The sequence below is a fragment of the Streptomyces sp. SolWspMP-5a-2 genome, from assembly GCF_900091845.1.
GTDB classification, from domain to species: domain Bacteria; phylum Actinomycetota; class Actinomycetes; order Streptomycetales; family Streptomycetaceae; genus Streptomyces; species Streptomyces doudnae.
On the sequence record NZ_FMCI01000147.1, the window covers coordinates 76002 to 90976 of the forward strand.

15 protein-coding genes and 2 pseudogenes are annotated in these 14975 nt (G+C 74.4%); 5 read left to right on the top strand and 12 right to left on the bottom strand.

Features of this window, described 5'->3' with window-relative positions:
* Nucleotides 1-3: 3 nt before the first annotated feature.
* On the bottom strand, nt 4-1137 hold the full coding sequence (locus GA0115242_RS14630) for a YIP1 family protein (RefSeq protein ID WP_093828417.1): 1134 nt from the start codon (nt 1135-1137) through the stop codon (nt 4-6).
* A 222-nt stretch (nt 1138-1359) separates the two neighbouring features.
* On the opposite strand from GA0115242_RS14630, the gene GA0115242_RS14635 reads away from it, so the two are divergent.
* The 3 genes from GA0115242_RS14635 (at nt 1360) to tgmB (ending at nt 2973) form a co-directional block, all read left to right on the top strand.
* Nucleotides 1360-1662: a YkvA family protein gene (locus tag GA0115242_RS14635; protein WP_176729813.1), complete on the top strand. Its 303-nt coding sequence runs from the start codon at nt 1360-1362 to the stop codon at nt 1660-1662.
* 118 nt (nt 1663-1780) lie between these two features.
* Entirely contained in the window at nt 1781-1972 is a 192-nt protein-coding gene (gene tgmA / locus GA0115242_RS14640) for a putative ATP-grasp-modified RiPP (RefSeq protein ID WP_093828421.1), read from the top strand.
* A gap of 17 nt (nt 1973-1989) precedes the next feature.
* Nucleotides 1990-2973, top strand: a complete 984-nt coding sequence (gene tgmB / locus GA0115242_RS14645; protein ID WP_093828423.1) for an ATP-grasp ribosomal peptide maturase — start codon at nt 1990-1992, stop codon at nt 2971-2973.
* Nucleotides 2974-2980: 7 nt separating this feature from the next.
* Here the strand turns inward: tgmB and GA0115242_RS14650 are convergent, their stop codons facing one another.
* Nucleotides 2981-3193: a hypothetical protein gene (locus GA0115242_RS14650; RefSeq protein ID WP_093828425.1), complete on the bottom strand. Its 213-nt coding sequence runs from the start codon at nt 3191-3193 to the stop codon at nt 2981-2983.
* Nucleotides 3194-3331: 138 nt separating this feature from the next.
* Nucleotides 3332-3787 (bottom strand): DUF2269 family protein, encoded by a 456-nt coding sequence (locus GA0115242_RS14655; RefSeq protein WP_093828427.1) that lies wholly within the window; start codon nt 3785-3787, stop codon nt 3332-3334.
* Nucleotides 3788-3962: 175 nt separating this feature from the next.
* Between GA0115242_RS14655 and GA0115242_RS14660 the strand changes: the two genes are divergently transcribed.
* Nucleotides 3963-5051: a GlxA family transcriptional regulator gene (locus GA0115242_RS14660; RefSeq protein WP_141721595.1), complete on the top strand. Its 1089-nt coding sequence runs from the start codon at nt 3963-3965 to the stop codon at nt 5049-5051.
* Here GA0115242_RS14660 and GA0115242_RS41585 read toward each other — a convergent pair.
* A pseudogene (locus GA0115242_RS41585) lies at nt 5036-5167 on the bottom strand (DUF5133 domain-containing protein); the annotation flags it as partial. The gene GA0115242_RS14660 and the pseudogene GA0115242_RS41585 sit on opposite strands and share 16 nt — an antisense overlap.
* 171 nt (nt 5168-5338) lie before the next feature.
* On the opposite strand from GA0115242_RS41585, the gene GA0115242_RS14670 reads away from it, so the two are divergent.
* Entirely contained in the window at nt 5339-5674 is a 336-nt protein-coding gene (locus tag GA0115242_RS14670) for a hypothetical protein (protein WP_093828431.1), read from the top strand.
* 37 nt (nt 5675-5711) lie between these two features.
* Here GA0115242_RS14670 and GA0115242_RS14675 read toward each other — a convergent pair whose 3' ends face one another.
* From GA0115242_RS14675 to GA0115242_RS14710, 8 genes and pseudogenes are all read right to left on the bottom strand, one after another.
* A complete protein-coding gene (locus GA0115242_RS14675; protein ID WP_093828433.1) occupies nt 5712-7487 on the bottom strand; it encodes an ABC transporter ATP-binding protein in 1776 nt (591 codons plus the stop codon).
* A gap of 105 nt (nt 7488-7592) precedes the next feature.
* Nucleotides 7593-8450 carry an aldo/keto reductase gene (locus GA0115242_RS14680; RefSeq protein ID WP_093828435.1) on the bottom strand — a complete coding sequence of 286 codons (858 nt, stop codon included), beginning with the start codon at nt 8448-8450 and terminating at the stop codon, nt 7593-7595.
* Nucleotides 8451-8768: 318 nt separating this feature from the next.
* Nucleotides 8769-10043 carry an ABC transporter substrate-binding protein gene (locus tag GA0115242_RS14685; RefSeq protein WP_093828437.1) on the bottom strand — a complete coding sequence of 425 codons (1275 nt, stop codon included), beginning with the start codon at nt 10041-10043 and terminating at the stop codon, nt 8769-8771.
* A 193-nt stretch (nt 10044-10236) separates the two neighbouring features.
* Nucleotides 10237-11049 (bottom strand): annotated as a pseudogene (locus GA0115242_RS14690) (branched-chain amino acid ABC transporter permease); the annotation flags it as partial.
* A 103-nt stretch (nt 11050-11152) separates the two neighbouring features.
* Nucleotides 11153-12049 (bottom strand): branched-chain amino acid ABC transporter permease, encoded by an 897-nt coding sequence (locus GA0115242_RS14695; RefSeq protein WP_093828439.1) that lies wholly within the window; start codon nt 12047-12049, stop codon nt 11153-11155.
* Nucleotides 12046-12855 carry an ABC transporter ATP-binding protein gene (locus tag GA0115242_RS14700; protein ID WP_093828449.1) on the bottom strand — a complete coding sequence of 270 codons (810 nt, stop codon included), beginning with the start codon at nt 12853-12855 and terminating at the stop codon, nt 12046-12048. The genes GA0115242_RS14695 and GA0115242_RS14700 overlap by 4 nt, the downstream gene beginning before the upstream one ends.
* Nucleotides 12856-13517: 662 nt before the next feature.
* Nucleotides 13518-14306 (bottom strand): ABC transporter ATP-binding protein, encoded by a 789-nt coding sequence (locus GA0115242_RS14705; protein WP_093828441.1) that lies wholly within the window; start codon nt 14304-14306, stop codon nt 13518-13520.
* 156 nt (nt 14307-14462) lie between these two features.
* Nucleotides 14463-14975: PucR family transcriptional regulator (locus GA0115242_RS14710; RefSeq protein WP_161353147.1), on the bottom strand; the 513-nt coding region annotated here is incomplete at its 5' end.

Below are 14975 nucleotides of genomic sequence, written 5' to 3' on the forward strand. Positions count from 1 at the left end.
CCGTCAGCCCTCGGCGGGGCCCGCCTCGGCGAGCTGCCTGGGCGCGGCCGTCTCCAGGACCGGCGGCTGCCAGGTCAGCCGGACCAGCAGCGCGACCAGCGCCGTCAGCGACGCGAAGACGGCGGCGAGACCGGCCACCCAGCTCGGCGCCAGGGCCAGCGAGAGCGCCTGCGAGAGCTGCGCCGAGTGGACGCGGCCCTCGAACACCTGGGCCGCCGCCAGCAGCGCAGGCACCACCACCGCGCCCGCCAGGACCGGCAGCGCCGGGCGGACGGTGAGCAGCACGGACAGCAGCGCGCAGAGCACGAAGACGCCGAGCGCGAAGCCGTAGGCCCGCATCGGGACGCCGTCGCCGTGCGGCGGGAACCACAGCAGCGCGCAGAGCAGCAGGACACCGGCGGCGGCCAGGCTCGGCCAGGCCAGATGGCGCCGGGCGGGAGGACTCTCCGCGGTGCGCGGCAGGCGGCGGGGCGTGCGGCCCTCGATCACCTCGATCGGCGGGACCGACTCGACGTCACCGGGCTCCGCGCCGAAGGGATCGGCGGCGGCCGGCCGCGCGGGCGCCGGACGGGCCGCGGGCGGAGGTCCGGCGGCGAGGGGCTGGACGGCGGGCCGGTCGTCGGGCCGCTCCTGCGGCTGGGCGGCGAACGGGTCGGCGTCCGGGGGCGCCTCGGGCGGGGCCGGGGTGTCGCGCTCGACACTCATCCGCCCGATCAGCTCCACGAGGTCCTCGATCGGCCGGGCGGTCGCGGCGACCCGGGCCGCCTCCCGTCCGGCGTGCGGTTCCAGGGGTGTCCGGCTCAGCAGTGACATCAGCCGGGTCACCTCCTCCACCGGGCGGCACTCGGCCGCGGCCCGGATCGCCTCGTCCGCGCTCTCGGGGTCGCGCGGTGGTCGGGTCAGGAGCGCCACCAGACGGGTGACGTCCTCGACGGAGCGGCTGGTGCCGATCGCGCGCAGCGCGTCGACGGTCGCCTGCGCGTACTGGGGCGACTGCTCCAGGAGGGTGATCAGGTGCGCGACCTCCTCCAGCGGGCGGTCGGCCACGGCCGCGTGGACGACGGCCGTGATCGGGTCGGCGTCCCGGGTGGGTATGGGGGCTTCGGTCGGATCGGGTGCTGATGAGCGGAAGCTCATGCTCGGCTCCAGAGGAGAGGGCTGCGGGCCGCGTCCCCCGACACGCGCCACGCTGGGTTTCGTTGACCATTTCTAAGCTCCGCCCGCGCGCGCTGCCACTCGGGTGACCCAGCGGTGTGACCGCGGCCACCACGCTGACGGGTGGTCGGATACGTAGGAACGGGGAATGCGGGAAACCGGGAAGAGGGTCGTGGTGCGACGACCGAGTGCTGGGGAGGAAACGTGAAGTCGATCACAGTGGTGGCCGTGGCCGCCGGAGTCCTCGCCGTGCTGGTTCTCGCGGTGGCGGTGGTGCTGATGGTGCGTCTGGTGCGCACGCGCAGGGAACTGCGCCGCGCCGGGCTGCCCACCGGCCCACGTTGGGTTTTCTGGGGCGCGCTGCTCTACCTCGTCCTGCCGACCGACCTGATTCCGGACCCCGTGTACCTGGACGACATCGGCGTCCTGCTCCTCGCGCTGCGCACCCTGCGCTCCGCTCCGGACGAGCAATTGGTCATGAATCCTCCCCGTGACTACGGAGAGTAAGGAAACCAATCACCCGTTCGATTCGTATAAGTGTCTGGAAGGGCAAGGCAGTCGGCGGATCGGACGGGGTCGCAGTGCGGGACCGCTCGATCGGCGCAGCACCGACAGGGGAGATTCGATGCAACCGTTCGCGCTCAACTACGCACGTCCGGCGGTGGAGTCGCAGTCCACCGTGCCGTATGTCTACGACACCGGGCTGCAGTTGAACGTTCTCTTCGACGGCCGGGTCGCCGCACGGGACCTCGCCCTGCTCAGGGAGGTGGGGACGACGACGTCCACCGCGGGCTCCAAGACTCACTTCGACGACTGAACGCGGAACCGCAGACGATGACCGTGCTGATCCTGACCTCTGAAGAGGACGTGACGGCCGACATGGTGGTCGTGCACCTCAACGCGTCGGGGGTCCCCGTGGTCCGCCTCGATCCGGCCGACCTCACCGGGGGCGTGGCGCTCTCCGGGGAGTTCGTGCACGGCCGGTTCCGCGGCCACCTCCAGTCCGCCGGACGGCTGGTGAGCCTCTCGGGACTGCGGTCGGTGTGGGTCCGCAGGCCCGGCTCACCGGCCGCGCGGGCGGTCGCTCCCTCGACCTGGCTCACCGAGGAGGCGTCACAGGCGCTGTACGGGATGCTGCGGGGCACGGACGCCCGCTGGATGAACCACCCCGAGGCGGCCACCCGGGCCCGCCACAAGCCCTGGCAGCTGCGGCTGGCCCAGCGCTGCGGCCTGCCGGTGCCCGCCACCCTGATCACGACGTTCCCGCAGGCCGCGCGGGAGTTCGCGGAGCGCTATCCGGACCTGGTCGTCAAGCCGGTCTCCGGGGCCCATCCGCAGGACCCGCCGCGCGCGGTGCCGACCAGCCGGGTACCGCCGGACGCCGACTTCACGGCGGTGGCGTTCGGACCCACGCTGCTCCAGCGCCGGGTCGCCAAGCGGGCCGACATCCGGCTGACCGTGGTGGGCGGGGAGCTGCTGGCCGCCCGCAAGGCCACCCCGCGCGACGCCGACCCCGACGAGGTGGACGTGCGGTTCGCGTCCTCGGATGTCCCGTGGTGCGCCGCCGAGGTGCCGCCGCGGGTGGCGAGCGGCGTCCGCTCCTATCTGCGGGAGGCCGAACTCGCGTACGGTGCCTTCGACTTCGCGGAGGACGCGGACGGCACCTGGTGGTTCCTCGAGTGCAACCAGTCGGGCCAGTTCGGGTTCGTCGAGGTCGAGACGGGCCAGCCCATCGCCCGGACCATCGCCGAGTGGCTGGCGCGCCCCGGGCCCGAACCGCGCGCGCGGGTCGACGACTCGGACCGTACGGTGTGCTGAGGGAGCGTCAGTGGGAGCCGGGCAGCAGGGCCGAACGCTGCCAGCCCGCGCCCGGCTGGGCGGGACGCTCGGCCCCTGGCGCGTGCCCCAGGGAGGACTGGAACGGCCGCATGACGTACTCCAGTTCCCGGCTCACGCGCTCGGCCTCGCTGCGGGCCTGAGCGGGGATGTCGCCGCGCTCGGCGACGAGTCGGTCGTAGATGGGGGAATCCTGGAACACCCGTCAGCACGCCTTTCCTGTGTGGCCCACGTACGCGGGCACGGCTGCCGAGTGTATGCGTACGGGCACACCGGGGTGTGAATTACCCCGGAGCGCTTGACGGTCGGCGGTGTGGCGTGGGCGACACCGCCGACCTGGTCAGACGCCGGTCGTCGAGCCGGGACGGACGATCATCAGGATCGTGACGGTGGCCCAGAGCAGGTTGAAGATCCCGGTGGACATCGCCAGCCGGACGGTGTGCGCGCGTTCCACGGTCTGCCCCGAACCGACCTGTTCGAGCAGTTCGTCCTGGTGGGGCAGGACGAAGGCGATCAGCAGCCCCGCCGCGACGGCCGTCAGGGTGATCGAGGCGATCAGCCAGCCGCTGCCGAGGACCCCCATCGCCGCCGCGGTGGCGAACCCGAGGACCGGTACCGCGACACCCGCCGTGGCGTAGACCCGGCAGATGCGGTGCAGCAGCCGTACCGTCCCGACCCCGTCGGGAGCGTCCAGGGCCCGGCGGGCGGCCGGCGGGAACATGCTCGCGGCGACGGTGACCGGTCCGATCGCCACGATGGCGGCGAGGACGTGCAGGATCAGCAGGACGTGGGTCATCGGGCGCCTTCCGGGGTGCGTGGGCCGTACCCGGCTCAGACTAGGGACGGCCGATCATGCTTCCCAGTGGCCGGAACGACAGGGATCGACGGATTCCCGCCAGGTGCCCCGGCCAGCGACTGTTCGCGGGTGCCCTGGTCACGGCGGCGGCGGGAACCCGCCTATCGTGGCCGCCATGCACGCTGTGGAGATCCTCGCGCTCGACGACGTGGTGCCGTTCGACCTGTCGGCGCCCCTCCAGGTCTTCGACTGGGCACGGCTGCCCGACGGCCGCCGCCCCTACCGGGTGCGGGTGTGCGCCGGGTCGCCCGAGGTACGGGGCGACGGGCTGGTCCTGCGGGTGGACCGGGGCCTCGACGCGCTGCGGAGCGCGGATACGGTCATCGTGCCGGGCTGCAATCCGGCGACCGGACCGACTTCGCCGGCCGCGCTCGACGCGCTGCGGGAGGCCGCCGCCGCCGGGACCCGGATCGCGTCGGTCTGCTCCGGCGCGTTCGTCCTCGCCGAGGCGGGCCTGCTGGACGGGCTGCCCGCGACCACGCACTGGGCCGCCGCCGCCGAACTCGCCCGCCGCCACCCGGAGATCGACGTGCGGCCGGACGTCCTGTACGTCGACAACGGACAGATCATCACCTCGGCGGGCGCGGCGGCGGCGCTGGACATGTGCCTGCACCTGGTGCGCCGCGACCACGGCTCGGCGGTCGCCGCCGACTCCGCGCGCCGCGCCGTCGTCCCTCTCGAACGGGAGGGCGGGCAGGCCCAGTTCATCGTGCACGAGCATCCGCCGGTGCCGCGCGGCAGCGCACTGGAGCCGGTCCTGGAGTGGATCGGCGACCACCTCGCCGACGAGATCACCGTGGGCACCCTCGCGGCCCGCGCCGGCATGAGCGAGCGCACCTTCGGGCGGCGGTTCCGCGAACAGACCGGGACGACTCCCCTGCGGTGGCTGCTCGCGGCGCGGGTGCGCCGGGCGCAGTACCTGCTGGAGAGCGGCGACCTGCCGGTCGAACGCGTCGCGCGCCAGGCCGGGTTCGGCTCGCCGACCGCGTTCCGTGAGCGGTTCCGCCAGGTGGTGGGCACCAGCCCGCAGGCGTACCGGACGGCGTTCCGCGGCCGGTCGGCCGAGCCCTCCGGTCCCGGCGGTCAGACCGCCAGCGGCAGTTCACCGTCCCCGCTCGGCGCGGCGCCCGCGTCGAGCAGGGCGTCGGCCGCGGCGACCGCGTCCTCGACGGTCGCGGCACCGGTCAGCGCGCACAGCGCCTGACCCACCTCCGCCAACTCCCGGCTCGCGGACGGCGACTCCCGCCGCGCCTGGGCGATCCGCAGCGTCGCGTACCTGGTGAGCAGTGTTCTGACGGCCTTCGGGTCCTGAACCAGCACGAAAAGCGCCCCTCTCTCGGTTTCCGCCTCGTGTTCCCCGCACAGGGCGGATCAACCACATCTTCCGCGCCAGAGACCGCATGTGACGCAAAACATCCCTCGACCCGCGTCCCCACGCGCCGCGCGACGTTGAACACAGAGCAACGATCCCAGCACGAACGGTGACCACCCATGAACCGTACCGGACGTCTCCTCTGCGCCCTTCACCTCGCCACCGCCGCCGGACTCGCCCTGACGGCGGTCGAGGAGTTCCGGCACGGCCCGCTCTGGGCCGGGTTCCTGTTCACGGCCGCCAGCGTGGTCCCGGTCATCTCCGTGGTGCGCGAGACGGTGATCGAGGACCTGCTGCGGGACGCCGCCCTCACCGACCGGCGGGTGTTCCGGGCGGCGGACGACATCGTGCGGGCGTCGCTCGACGCCGCCTGCTGCGAGCGCTGGTGGACCAGTCTCGGCACCGACCACGACGCGGCCTGCCCGCACCGGGTCCCGCGCAGCAGCGCGGCCTGACGGGCGGCGCACCGCGCGGGACCGGGCGGGCCGCGGGTCAGGAGGCGACGGCCTGCCCGCGGTGCAGGGCGGCGTAGGCGCCGCCGCCGCGCAGGAGTTCGTCGTGGCCGCCGACCTCCAGGATGCCGCCGTCGCCCATCACGACGATGCGGTCGGCGCCCCGCACGGTGGACAGCCGGTGCGCGACGACGAAGGTGGTCCTGCCCCGCAGCAGCCGGGCCAGCGCCTCCTGGACGAGGGCCTCGGAGCGGGTGTCGAGCGCCGAGGTCGCCTCGTCGAGGACGAGCACCTTGGGGTCGCGGATCAACGCGCGGGCGATGGCCAGGCGTTGGCGCTGGCCGCCGGAGAGCCGGGCCCCGCGCTCGCCGACCAGGGTGTCGAGCCCCTGCGGGAGCCGGTCGACGAACTCCAGCGCGTTGGCGTCCCGCAGCGCCGCGCGCACCGTCTCCTCGTCGGCGTCGTCCATGCCGTAGACGACGTTCTCCCGGACGGTGCCGTCGAAGAGGATCGACTCCTGCGGGACCACCGACAGGAACCGCCGGTAGGTGCGCAGGTCGAGGGTGTTCATGTCGGTGCCGTCGAGGAGCAGGCGGCCGGAGGTGGGCCGGATGAAGCCGATGACGAGGTTGAGGACGGTGGACTTGCCCGCGCCGGACGCACCGACCAGGGCGATGGTCTCGCCGGGCGCGACGGAGAGCGTGAAGTCCCGTACGGCGGGCCGCTCGGCGTCGTCGTAGGCGAGGCCGACGTGCTCGAAGGCGACGGCGCCGCGCAGCGCCGTCAGCTCCTTCTTGCCCTCGTTGTCCTCCAGTTCGGGCGCCTGGAGCACCTCGCCGACCGAACGCACCGACTCCAGGCCCTTGGTGATGACGGGGGCGAGTCCGGCGAGGGTGGTGACGGAGCCGGTGAGGGTGGTCAGGAAGGCGCTCAGCATGACGACGTCGCCGGGCGTGACGCCCCAGACGCCGTAGTAGGAGACGAGGGCCGCGCCCGCCAGGACGAGCACGCCGACCACGTTGAGGACCACCCAGGAGAGCGAACCGAAGCGGCCGTTGACGAGGTCGAGGCGGTTGCCGGAGGTGAGCAGGCGGCTCAGGGTGCCGTCCATGCGGCGCAGCGCCTTGCCCTCCAGGCCGTGGGCGCGGGTGACGGGTATCAGCCGGGTCATCTCGGTGACCCGCGAGGAGAGTGTCTCGACCTCGTGCCTGAAGTGCTCGTTGTGGTGGCGCAGCCGGGCCCGCAGCCGGGCCACCACGAGCGCGGCGGCGGGCACCACGACCAGGAAGACGGGCACGAACTCCGGTGTGCGCACGGCGATGATGACCATGCCGCCGAGCAGCACGGTGATCGCGCCGAGCCCGGTCTCGGCGGTCTGCTGGACCATCTGCTCGACCGTCTCCACGTCCCGGACCACCTTGGCCTGCAGGACGCCCGCGCTGACCTTGGCGTGGTAGCCGATGGAGAGTTGCTGCATGCGGGTGCAGAGCGCGGAGCGCAGGGTGGTGCCCATCCGGCGGATGCTCCCGTACAGGAGGCGCACGTAGAGCAGGTGGAGCGGGTAGTTGACCACCAGGATGAACATGATGACGCCGGTGCTGAGCCAGAGGCGGCCGATGTCCCGGTGCTGGACGACGGTGTCGATGATGGACGCGGTGATCAGCGGCAGCAGCCAGACGGGGCTGTGCTTGACGGTGAACACGGCGCCGGCCGCGGCCAGTCGGCGGCGGTCGGCGCGGAACAGGTAGGTGAGCGTGCGGACCGGGTGTTCGTCCCGGTAGCGGTGGTCGAGCGGTCTCTCCGTCGACGGAGCCATCGTCGGTGTCCCTCCCCAGTGACCGGACGGGTGACCCCGCGCGGCGGCAGGCAGTCTCTGCCCGCCGGGGACGGCGTCCACACGCGGCCCCGGCGGGCGGTGCCCTCAGACGGTGTCCAGCTCCGCGATCTCCTCGGCGGTCAGGGCGAGTTCGGTCGCCCGCACGGAGTCGCGGATGGTCTCCGGGCGGCTGGCGCCGGGGATCGGCACGACGACCGGGGACTTCGCGAGCATCCAGGCGAGGCACACCCGCTGCGGGCTCACCCCGTGCCGCTCGGCGATCCGCGCGAACGGCGCGAAGCGGGAGCCCAGTTCACCGGCCCGGACGATGCCGCCGAGCGGGCTCCAGGGCAGGAACGCGATCCCCAGCTCGTCGCAGAGGCGCAGTTCGGGCTCGCTGGAGCGGAAGGCCGGGGAGAACTGGTTCTGCACGGAGACCAGTCGGCCGCCGAGGATGTCGTACGCCTCGCGGATGCGCGCGGGGTCCGCGTTGGAGATCCCGGCCATCCGGATCTTGCCCTCGTCGAGCAGGTCGCGCAGCGCGCCGACGGACTCGGCGTAGGGCACGTCGGGGTCGGGGCGGTGGAACTGGTAGAGCCCGATGGCCTCCACCCCGAGCCGCCGCAGCGACGCCTCGCAGGCGGCCCGGAGATGGCTCGGGCTGCCGTCGACGGTCCAACTGCCGTCGCCCGGACGCAGATGGCCGCCCTTGGTGGCGACCAGGACGTCGCCGCCGCGGTCGTGCGCCGCGAGGGCCTTGGCGATCAGGGTCTCGTTGTGGCCGACCTCTCCGGCGTCGCGGTGGTAGGCGTCGGCGGTGTCGATGAGGTTCACCCCGGCGTCGAGCGCGGCGTGCAGGGTGGCGAGGGAACGGGCCTCGTCGGGCCGCCCCTCGATCGACATGGGCATGGCGCCCAGGCCGATGGCGCGGACCTCGGTGTCACCGATACGGCGGGTGTGCATGGGCGTGACCTCTTCCGGCTGGGCGCGCTGCGGAACCGGCGTCCAGCCTGCGGCCGGTCACGGGCGGAGGTCCAATAGAGGAAACCGAACGGATTCAGCAGCCCGGCCGCTGAATCCGTCCGCGCCGAACGCACGCAGCGGGTACGGGACGTCGGTCCGTGCCGAACACACGCGGCTCACAGGGGACTTCTGTCCGTGACCGCACACGCGGCCCGTCCGGGACTTCGGTCCGTGAGCAACGCACGGCATCCGTGCGGGACTTCGGTCCGTGAGCAACGTGCCCACGGCGTACGGGGCTTCAGTCCGTCACCGGCGTGTTCACCCTGTACGGGACTTCAGGTACTCCTCGACCCCGGGCGCCCGGTGCGCGTCCTCGACGCCGACCAGGCCGCCGACCGCCTTCGCGTCGGGCCGCAGGACGTAGGTGGCGAGGCTCGCGGGGCGGGCCGCGTCGGAGAAGTCCTGCGGGGTGCCGAGGCCGGTGTCGGCGTCGTGCCGGGCGCGGTGCGCCTTCACCAGGCCCTCCCGGGTGAGGCTGCCGGACGCGCACGCCTTCTTCAGGTCGGCGCCCAGCAGTTCGGCCGCGTTGTAGCCGGAGAGCACGCCCGAGTCGACCGGCGAGCCGGGGAACTTCTTCCGGTAGGCGGCGACCATCTTCCGCACCCCCGGCAGGTCGGAGCTGACGGCGGGCGCCGCGCTGACCACCTTCAGCATCGCGGCCAGCGCCGGGGCGGCGGGCGTCCGCATCAGCTGCGGGGCGAAGCCGGGGGCGCTGCTGACCACCGGCACCCGCAGTCCGCGGGAGGCGGCGACGCCGACCAGGGAGGCGGTCTGCGCGGGTCCAGCGCTGACCAGAATCGCCTTCACGCCCGCCTTGCGCAGCGCCGACACCTGCGCGGACAGGTCGGTGTCGGTGGCCTTGATCTTCTGCGCGGCCACCTTCAGACCGGCGCGTCCGGCCGCCCACCGGGAACCCTCCAGGGCGTTGGCCCCGTAGTCGCCCTCGAAGTAGACGTGCCCGACGGTGTCGCCCGCGCGCAGTCCTGCGGTGCGCACCAGGAAGTCGACGGCGGCGAGCATGTCGACGTCGTAGGTGGTGCCGAGGACCTGGACGGAGCCCTTGCCGAGCAGGTCGGCGGCCCACGCCTGCGGGAAGGTCAGCAGGTGGTCGCGCTGGATGTCGTCGAGCAGCGCGGCGACCACCGGCGAGCCGATGACCTGCGGGAGCGCGAGGACGTCCGGGGCGAGGTCGGCGTAGGCGGCGACCGCGCGCTGGACGTCGTAGCCGTGGTCCTTGACGACGATCTCGACGCGCCGTCCGCAGACGCCGCCGTCCTCGTTGGTCCGGTCGGCCCACATCTTCTGGGCCTGCACGATGCTCTTGCCGAGGGTGGCGTACGGGCCGGTGAGGTCGGTGAGGGCGCCGAGTCTGACGGTCGTCGCGGTGACTCCGGGGCCGGTGCCGACGCCGTCGCCGCCGCGTCCGGCGTCCCGGCCGCCGTCGGCCTTGGAACTGCATCCGGTGGCGGCGAGCAGCAGGGCGGCGGCGAGGGCGAGCGCGGTGGTGCGGGGCCTGGGACGCGTGAGGTTCACGGGGTGTGCTCCTTGACTCGTGCGGGCGGGTCGGGCGCGGGGTAGGGGGCGGGGCCGCGGTCCTGCGGCGGCCCGGTGCGGCACGGGCGCGGGCGCGGCGGGCCAGGCCGCGCAGTCCGTCGGGCGCGAACAGCAGGATCAGGACGATCGCGGCGCCGTAGAGGTAGCGGGCGGCCTCGGTCGGGCCCACCGGTCCGTCCGCGGTGCCGGGCGCGGCGACCAGCGGGAGCCGGTCGGCGTAGCGGGTCATCAGCAGCGGCAGCGCGGTGACGAGGACGGCGCCCGCCACCGCCCCGCCGACCGAGCCGAGCCCGCCGATGACGATCATCGCGAGGTAGTCGACGGAGAGGGCGAGGGCGAAGTAGTCCGGCACGACCCGGCGGAAGACCAGCGCGAGCAGGACTCCGGCGAGCCCCGCGTACATCGAGGAGAGGACGAACGCGGCCGAGCGGTGGCGGGCGAGGTGCACGCCCATCACGGCGGCGGCGGTCTCGTTGTCGCGCAGGGCCGCAAGGGCGCGTCCCGGTCGGCCGCGCAGGACGCCCGTCGCGGTCCAGCAGGTGAGGGCGAGGAGCGCGAGGCCGAGGTACCAGAGGCGTTCCTCGGCGCCGAACGGCACGCCCAGGACGACGAGTTCGGGGCCGTCTGCGGTGAAGGCGAAGCCGCCGAGGGTAAGCGGCGGCACGGAGCGGCCGTTGAAGCCGCCGGTGACGGAGTCCGCGGTGAGCAGGACGTGGTGGCCGAGGAAGACCAGGGCGAGGGTGGCCACGCCGAGGTAGATGCCGCGCACCCGGCCCGCGACCGGGCTGAACAGGCCGCCCGCCGCACCGGCGAGGAGCACGGCGAGGACCAGGGCTGCGGCGGGCGGCAGACCCGGACCGGACTCACCGGCCAGCCAGACGTAGCCGTAGGCGCCGACCGCGAGGAAGAAGGCGTGGCCGAGGGAGAGTTGGCCTGCCGTCCCGGTGAGCAGGCCGAGGCCGACGGCGCCGATCGCGGCCGCCATGGAGAACAGGCCGACGCGGAGCCAGAAGGCGTCCAGGTAGAAGGGGAGCGCGCAGAGGACGACGGCCGATCCGAACAGCCGGGCCCGGAAGGGGAATCGGCTGTCATACACGGGCCGCCCCCTTCACGGCGAGGAGCCCGGCGGGTCGGACCAGCAGGACGAGGATCATCACGGCGTAGGGCGCCACGTCCGCGAACCCGTCGCCCAGGACGAGGAGTTCGGACTGGTACCCGGCGGCGAGCGCCTCGGTCAGGCCGATCAGCAGGCTGCCCGCGAGGGCGCCCGGCGGGGAGGTGAGACCGCCGATGATGGCGGCCGGGAACGCCTTGAGGGCGATCTGCCCGGTGCCGCTGTCCAGGCCGGGGGCGGGGAACGCGGCGAGGAAGACGGCGGCGACGGTGGCGAGGGCCCCGGCCAGACACCAGGCGAGGGTGCGCACCCGGGCCGTCCTGATGCCCTGGAGCGCCGCGGCCTCCGGGTCCTCGGCCGCCGCCCGCAGGGACAATCCCCAGGCGGAGTACCGGAAGAGGGCGAAGACAGCGCCGATGACGACGGCCGAGACCGCGACCGCGGCCAGCCTGCTCTCGGCGACGGACACCGGTCCGAGCGTGCGCACCGTGTCCCGCCAGGGGTCGCCGAGGCCGAGCAGATCGCCGCCGAGGCGCCGGGACAGGTCGGTCAGCAGCACGATGTCGACGCCGATGGTCACGATGGTCTGCACGGTCGCGGCGTGCGGGTCCGCGGCGACGCGCCGCAGCAGCAGCCGGTCGACGGCCCCGGCGACGGCGGCCGTGGCGAGGACCGCGACGGCCGCTGCGCCCGCGAATCCGAGGGTGCCGTGCAGGACGGCGACCAGGTAGCCGCCGAGGAGCAGCAGCGAGCCGTGCGCGAAGTCGAGGACGCCGGACGCCTTGAAGACGATCACGAAGCCGAGGGCGACCAGGGCGTAGACGGCGCCGAGGGCGAGGCCGTCGAGGACGGTGGCGAGCAGGACGGTCACGGGGCGTCCCCCTGACGGGCGTCGGTGGCGGTCACGGGGGTCTCCTCCGGAGCGGTCGGGGCGCCGAGGTAGGCGCGCAGCACCTCGGGGTGGCGGCGGACCTCGTCGGGGGTGCCGTGGGCGAGCGGGCGACCGAAGTCGAGGACGGTCACCTCGTCGGCGAGCCGCATGACCAGGCCCATGTCGTGCTCCACCAGGACGACGGAGAGGCCGAGCCTGGCCCGTACCTCGCCGATCACCCGGGCGGTGCGGGCGCGTTCGGCCCCGTTCATCCCGGCCACGGGTTCGTCGAGGAGCAGCACGTCCGGTTCGAGGCAGAGGGCGCGGGCGAACTCGACGCGTTTGCGGTCGCCGTAGGAGAGCGCCGTCACCGGGGTGTCGAAGTGGGCGTCCAGGCCGACGAGTTCGGCGATCTCCCGGACCCGGGCGCGGTGCGCGCGCTGCTCGCGGACCGCGCCGGGCAAGCGCAGCGCGGCGGCCGTGAACCCGGCCCGGGTGAGCACGTGGCGGCCGAGCATGAGGTTGTCGGCGACGGTCCCCTCGGTGGTGACGATGTTCTGGAAGGTGCGGGCCACGCCGAGCCGGGCGATGCGGTGCGGGGCGAGCCGGGTCAGCTCGGTGTCCCCGAGCCGCACCGTCCCGGCGACCGGGCGGCACAGCCCCGACAGCACGTTGAAGCAGGTCGACTTGCCCGCGCCGTTCGGCCCGATCAACGCGTGCACGGAGCCGGGCGCCACGGTGAAGGAGACCCCGTCGAGAGCGGTGAGCCCGGCAAAACGAACGGTGACGCCGCGCACGGCGAGCACGGGAGGAACGGCGGCGCGGACGCGCGGCGAGCGGGAGGAGGGGGTGAGGGGGGAGGAGGGAGTGGTGCGGGAGGAGGGGGTGGTGCGGGCGGGACGGGCGGCACGGTGGGCAGGTGCGGCAGGGTCGGTTCGCTCGGCAGGGTCGGCGCTCGCGGGAGGGTCGGTCCGCTCGGCGCGGTGGGGGCGGTCGGTCCGCTCGGGACGGGCGGTGCGGTCGGCGCTTGCGGCACGCTCGACACCGTCGGCGCACTCGGGACGGTCGGCGCTCTCGACGCCGTCGGTCCGCTCGGCGCGGTCGGTCCGCTCGACGCGGTCGGTCCGCGCGGCGCGGTCGGCGCTTGCAGATCGCTTGGCGTAGTCGACGCGGTCGGCAGGCTCGGCGCTCGCGGCACGCTCGACACCCTCGGCGCACTCGGGACGGTCGACACCCTCGACGCCGTCGACCCGCGCGACGCCGTCGGTCCGCGCGACGCTTGCCGATCGCTCGGGACGGTCGGTCCGTTCGGCGTGGTCGGCGTGGTCGGGACGCTCGACCCGGTCCGCGCGCTCGCCGCTTGCGGCACCCTCGAACCGGTCGGTCCGCTCAACGCGTTCGGTGCGCTCCGTTCCCGTGCGCTCCGTTCCCGTGCGCTGTGGGCGTCCCGCACGACCCGGTTCGGCGTTCATGCCGCGCCCCGGTCGTCGGCGTCCGGCTGTTCGCCGAGGTAGAGGCGGCGCACGGCGTCGGTGCGGGCGAGTTCGGCGGCGGTGCCCGAGAGGCGGACCTCGCCCACGTCCAGGACGTACGCGTGGTCGGCGAGGGAGAGGGCGAGCCCCGCGTTCTGCTCGACGAGCAGGACGGCGGTGCCCTGGGTGTTGATCTCGCGGATCACCCCGGCGATGGTCTCCACCATGCGCGGGGCGAGTCCGAGGGACGGCTCGTCGAGCAGCAGCAGCCGCGGGGACGCCATCAGGGCGCGGCCGATGGCGAGCATCTGCTGCTCGCCCCCGGAGAGCAGGCCCGCCGGCTGCCGGGCCCGGTCGGCGAGCCGGGGGAACAGGGTGAGGACCCGCTCCCGGGCCCGCGCCACCTGCCCGGGGGCGCGGCGGCCGAGGCCGAGACCGCCCGAGCGCAGGTTCTCGTCCACCGTGAGACCGGCGAACACCCGCCTGCCCTCGGGCACTTGCACCACCCCGGCACGCACCGCCGCGACCGGGTCACGGCCGTCGAGGACGGTGTCGCCGTAGCGGACGCGGCCCCCGGTGATCGCGCCGCGGTGCAGGCGCAGGGTGCCCGACACGGCGCGCAGCAGCGTGGACTTCCCCGCGCCGTTGGCGCCGAGCAGGGCCACGACACCGCCGTGCGGGACGGTGAGGGAGACGGCGCGCAGCGCGGAGACCGCGCTCCCGTAGAGGACGTCCACGTCCGACACGCGCAGGGCGGGTCCGTGGCCGGGCGGTGGTGCGGGCATCGCGGCTCCTGAGTTCCGTGGCCGGGCGGCCCGGGTCCGGGGAAGGGGAGCTCACGACAGCACGGGGGCGCGGCGCCGGTACAGGTGCGGGCGCCGGGTCGCTGCACGGTCCCAGCGGACGGCGGCGGCGGTTGTGCGGGCGCCCATGCGGGCCCGTCAGATGGGCAGCACGCGGCGCGCGGTGAGGGCGAGGCCGATCTCGACGAGGTCGCCGGGGCGGGTGAGGGTGCGTCCGGTGAGCTGTTCGCAGCGGCGCAGCCGGTTCAGGACCGTGTTGCGGTGGCAGTAGAGCCGCTCCCCCGCGCGCTGCGCCGAGCCGTCGCACTCCAGCCAGGTGGCGAGGGTGTCCAGCAGGACGTCCCGGTCGGCGGGCTCCAGCCGCAGCAGCGGGCCGAGGACCCGGGCGGCGAGGGCCCGGCCGAGGTCGGGGCTGGAGACCACGAGGGCCGCGGGCAGGTGGTCCTCCAGGCGGACGGTGCCACCGGTGGCGGGGCAGATGCCGAGGGCGAGGTCGGCGAAGCGGCGCGCGTCCCCGACGGCGGCCAGCCCGGTGACGACGCTGCCGACCCCGATCCGCACCCCCGCCGTGGCCCCGCGCTCCCCGGCCCGGCCCCCGGGGCCCGGACTCCCGCCACCGCTGCCGTCCGCACCCGGACGGCCACCGGGGAC

Bases quoted from the DNA above. Each gene is read 5' to 3' on its own strand.
- GA0115242_RS14675 (WP_093828433.1), bottom strand. From the start codon at position 7,487: ATGGCTCCGTCGACGGAGAGACCGCTCGACCACCGCTACCGGGACGAA.
- GA0115242_RS14670 (WP_093828431.1), top strand. From the start codon at position 5,339: ATGAACCGTACCGGACGTCTCCTCTGCGCCCTTCACCTCGCCACCGCC.
- tgmA (WP_093828421.1), top strand. From the start codon at position 1,781: ATGCAACCGTTCGCGCTCAACTACGCACGTCCGGCGGTGGAGTCGCAG.
- GA0115242_RS14655 (WP_093828427.1), bottom strand. From the start codon at position 3,787: ATGACCCACGTCCTGCTGATCCTGCACGTCCTCGCCGCCATCGTGGCG.
- tgmB (WP_093828423.1), top strand. From the start codon at position 1,990: ATGACCGTGCTGATCCTGACCTCTGAAGAGGACGTGACGGCCGACATG.
- GA0115242_RS14630 (WP_093828417.1), bottom strand. From the start codon at position 1,137: ATGAGCTTCCGCTCATCAGCACCCGATCCGACCGAAGCCCCCATACCC.
- GA0115242_RS14680 (WP_093828435.1), bottom strand. From the start codon at position 8,450: ATGCACACCCGCCGTATCGGTGACACCGAGGTCCGCGCCATCGGCCTG.
- GA0115242_RS14705 (WP_093828441.1), bottom strand. From the start codon at position 14,306: ATGCCCGCACCACCGCCCGGCCACGGACCCGCCCTGCGCGTGTCGGAC.
- GA0115242_RS14660 (WP_141721595.1), top strand. From the start codon at position 3,963: ATGCACGCTGTGGAGATCCTCGCGCTCGACGACGTGGTGCCGTTCGAC.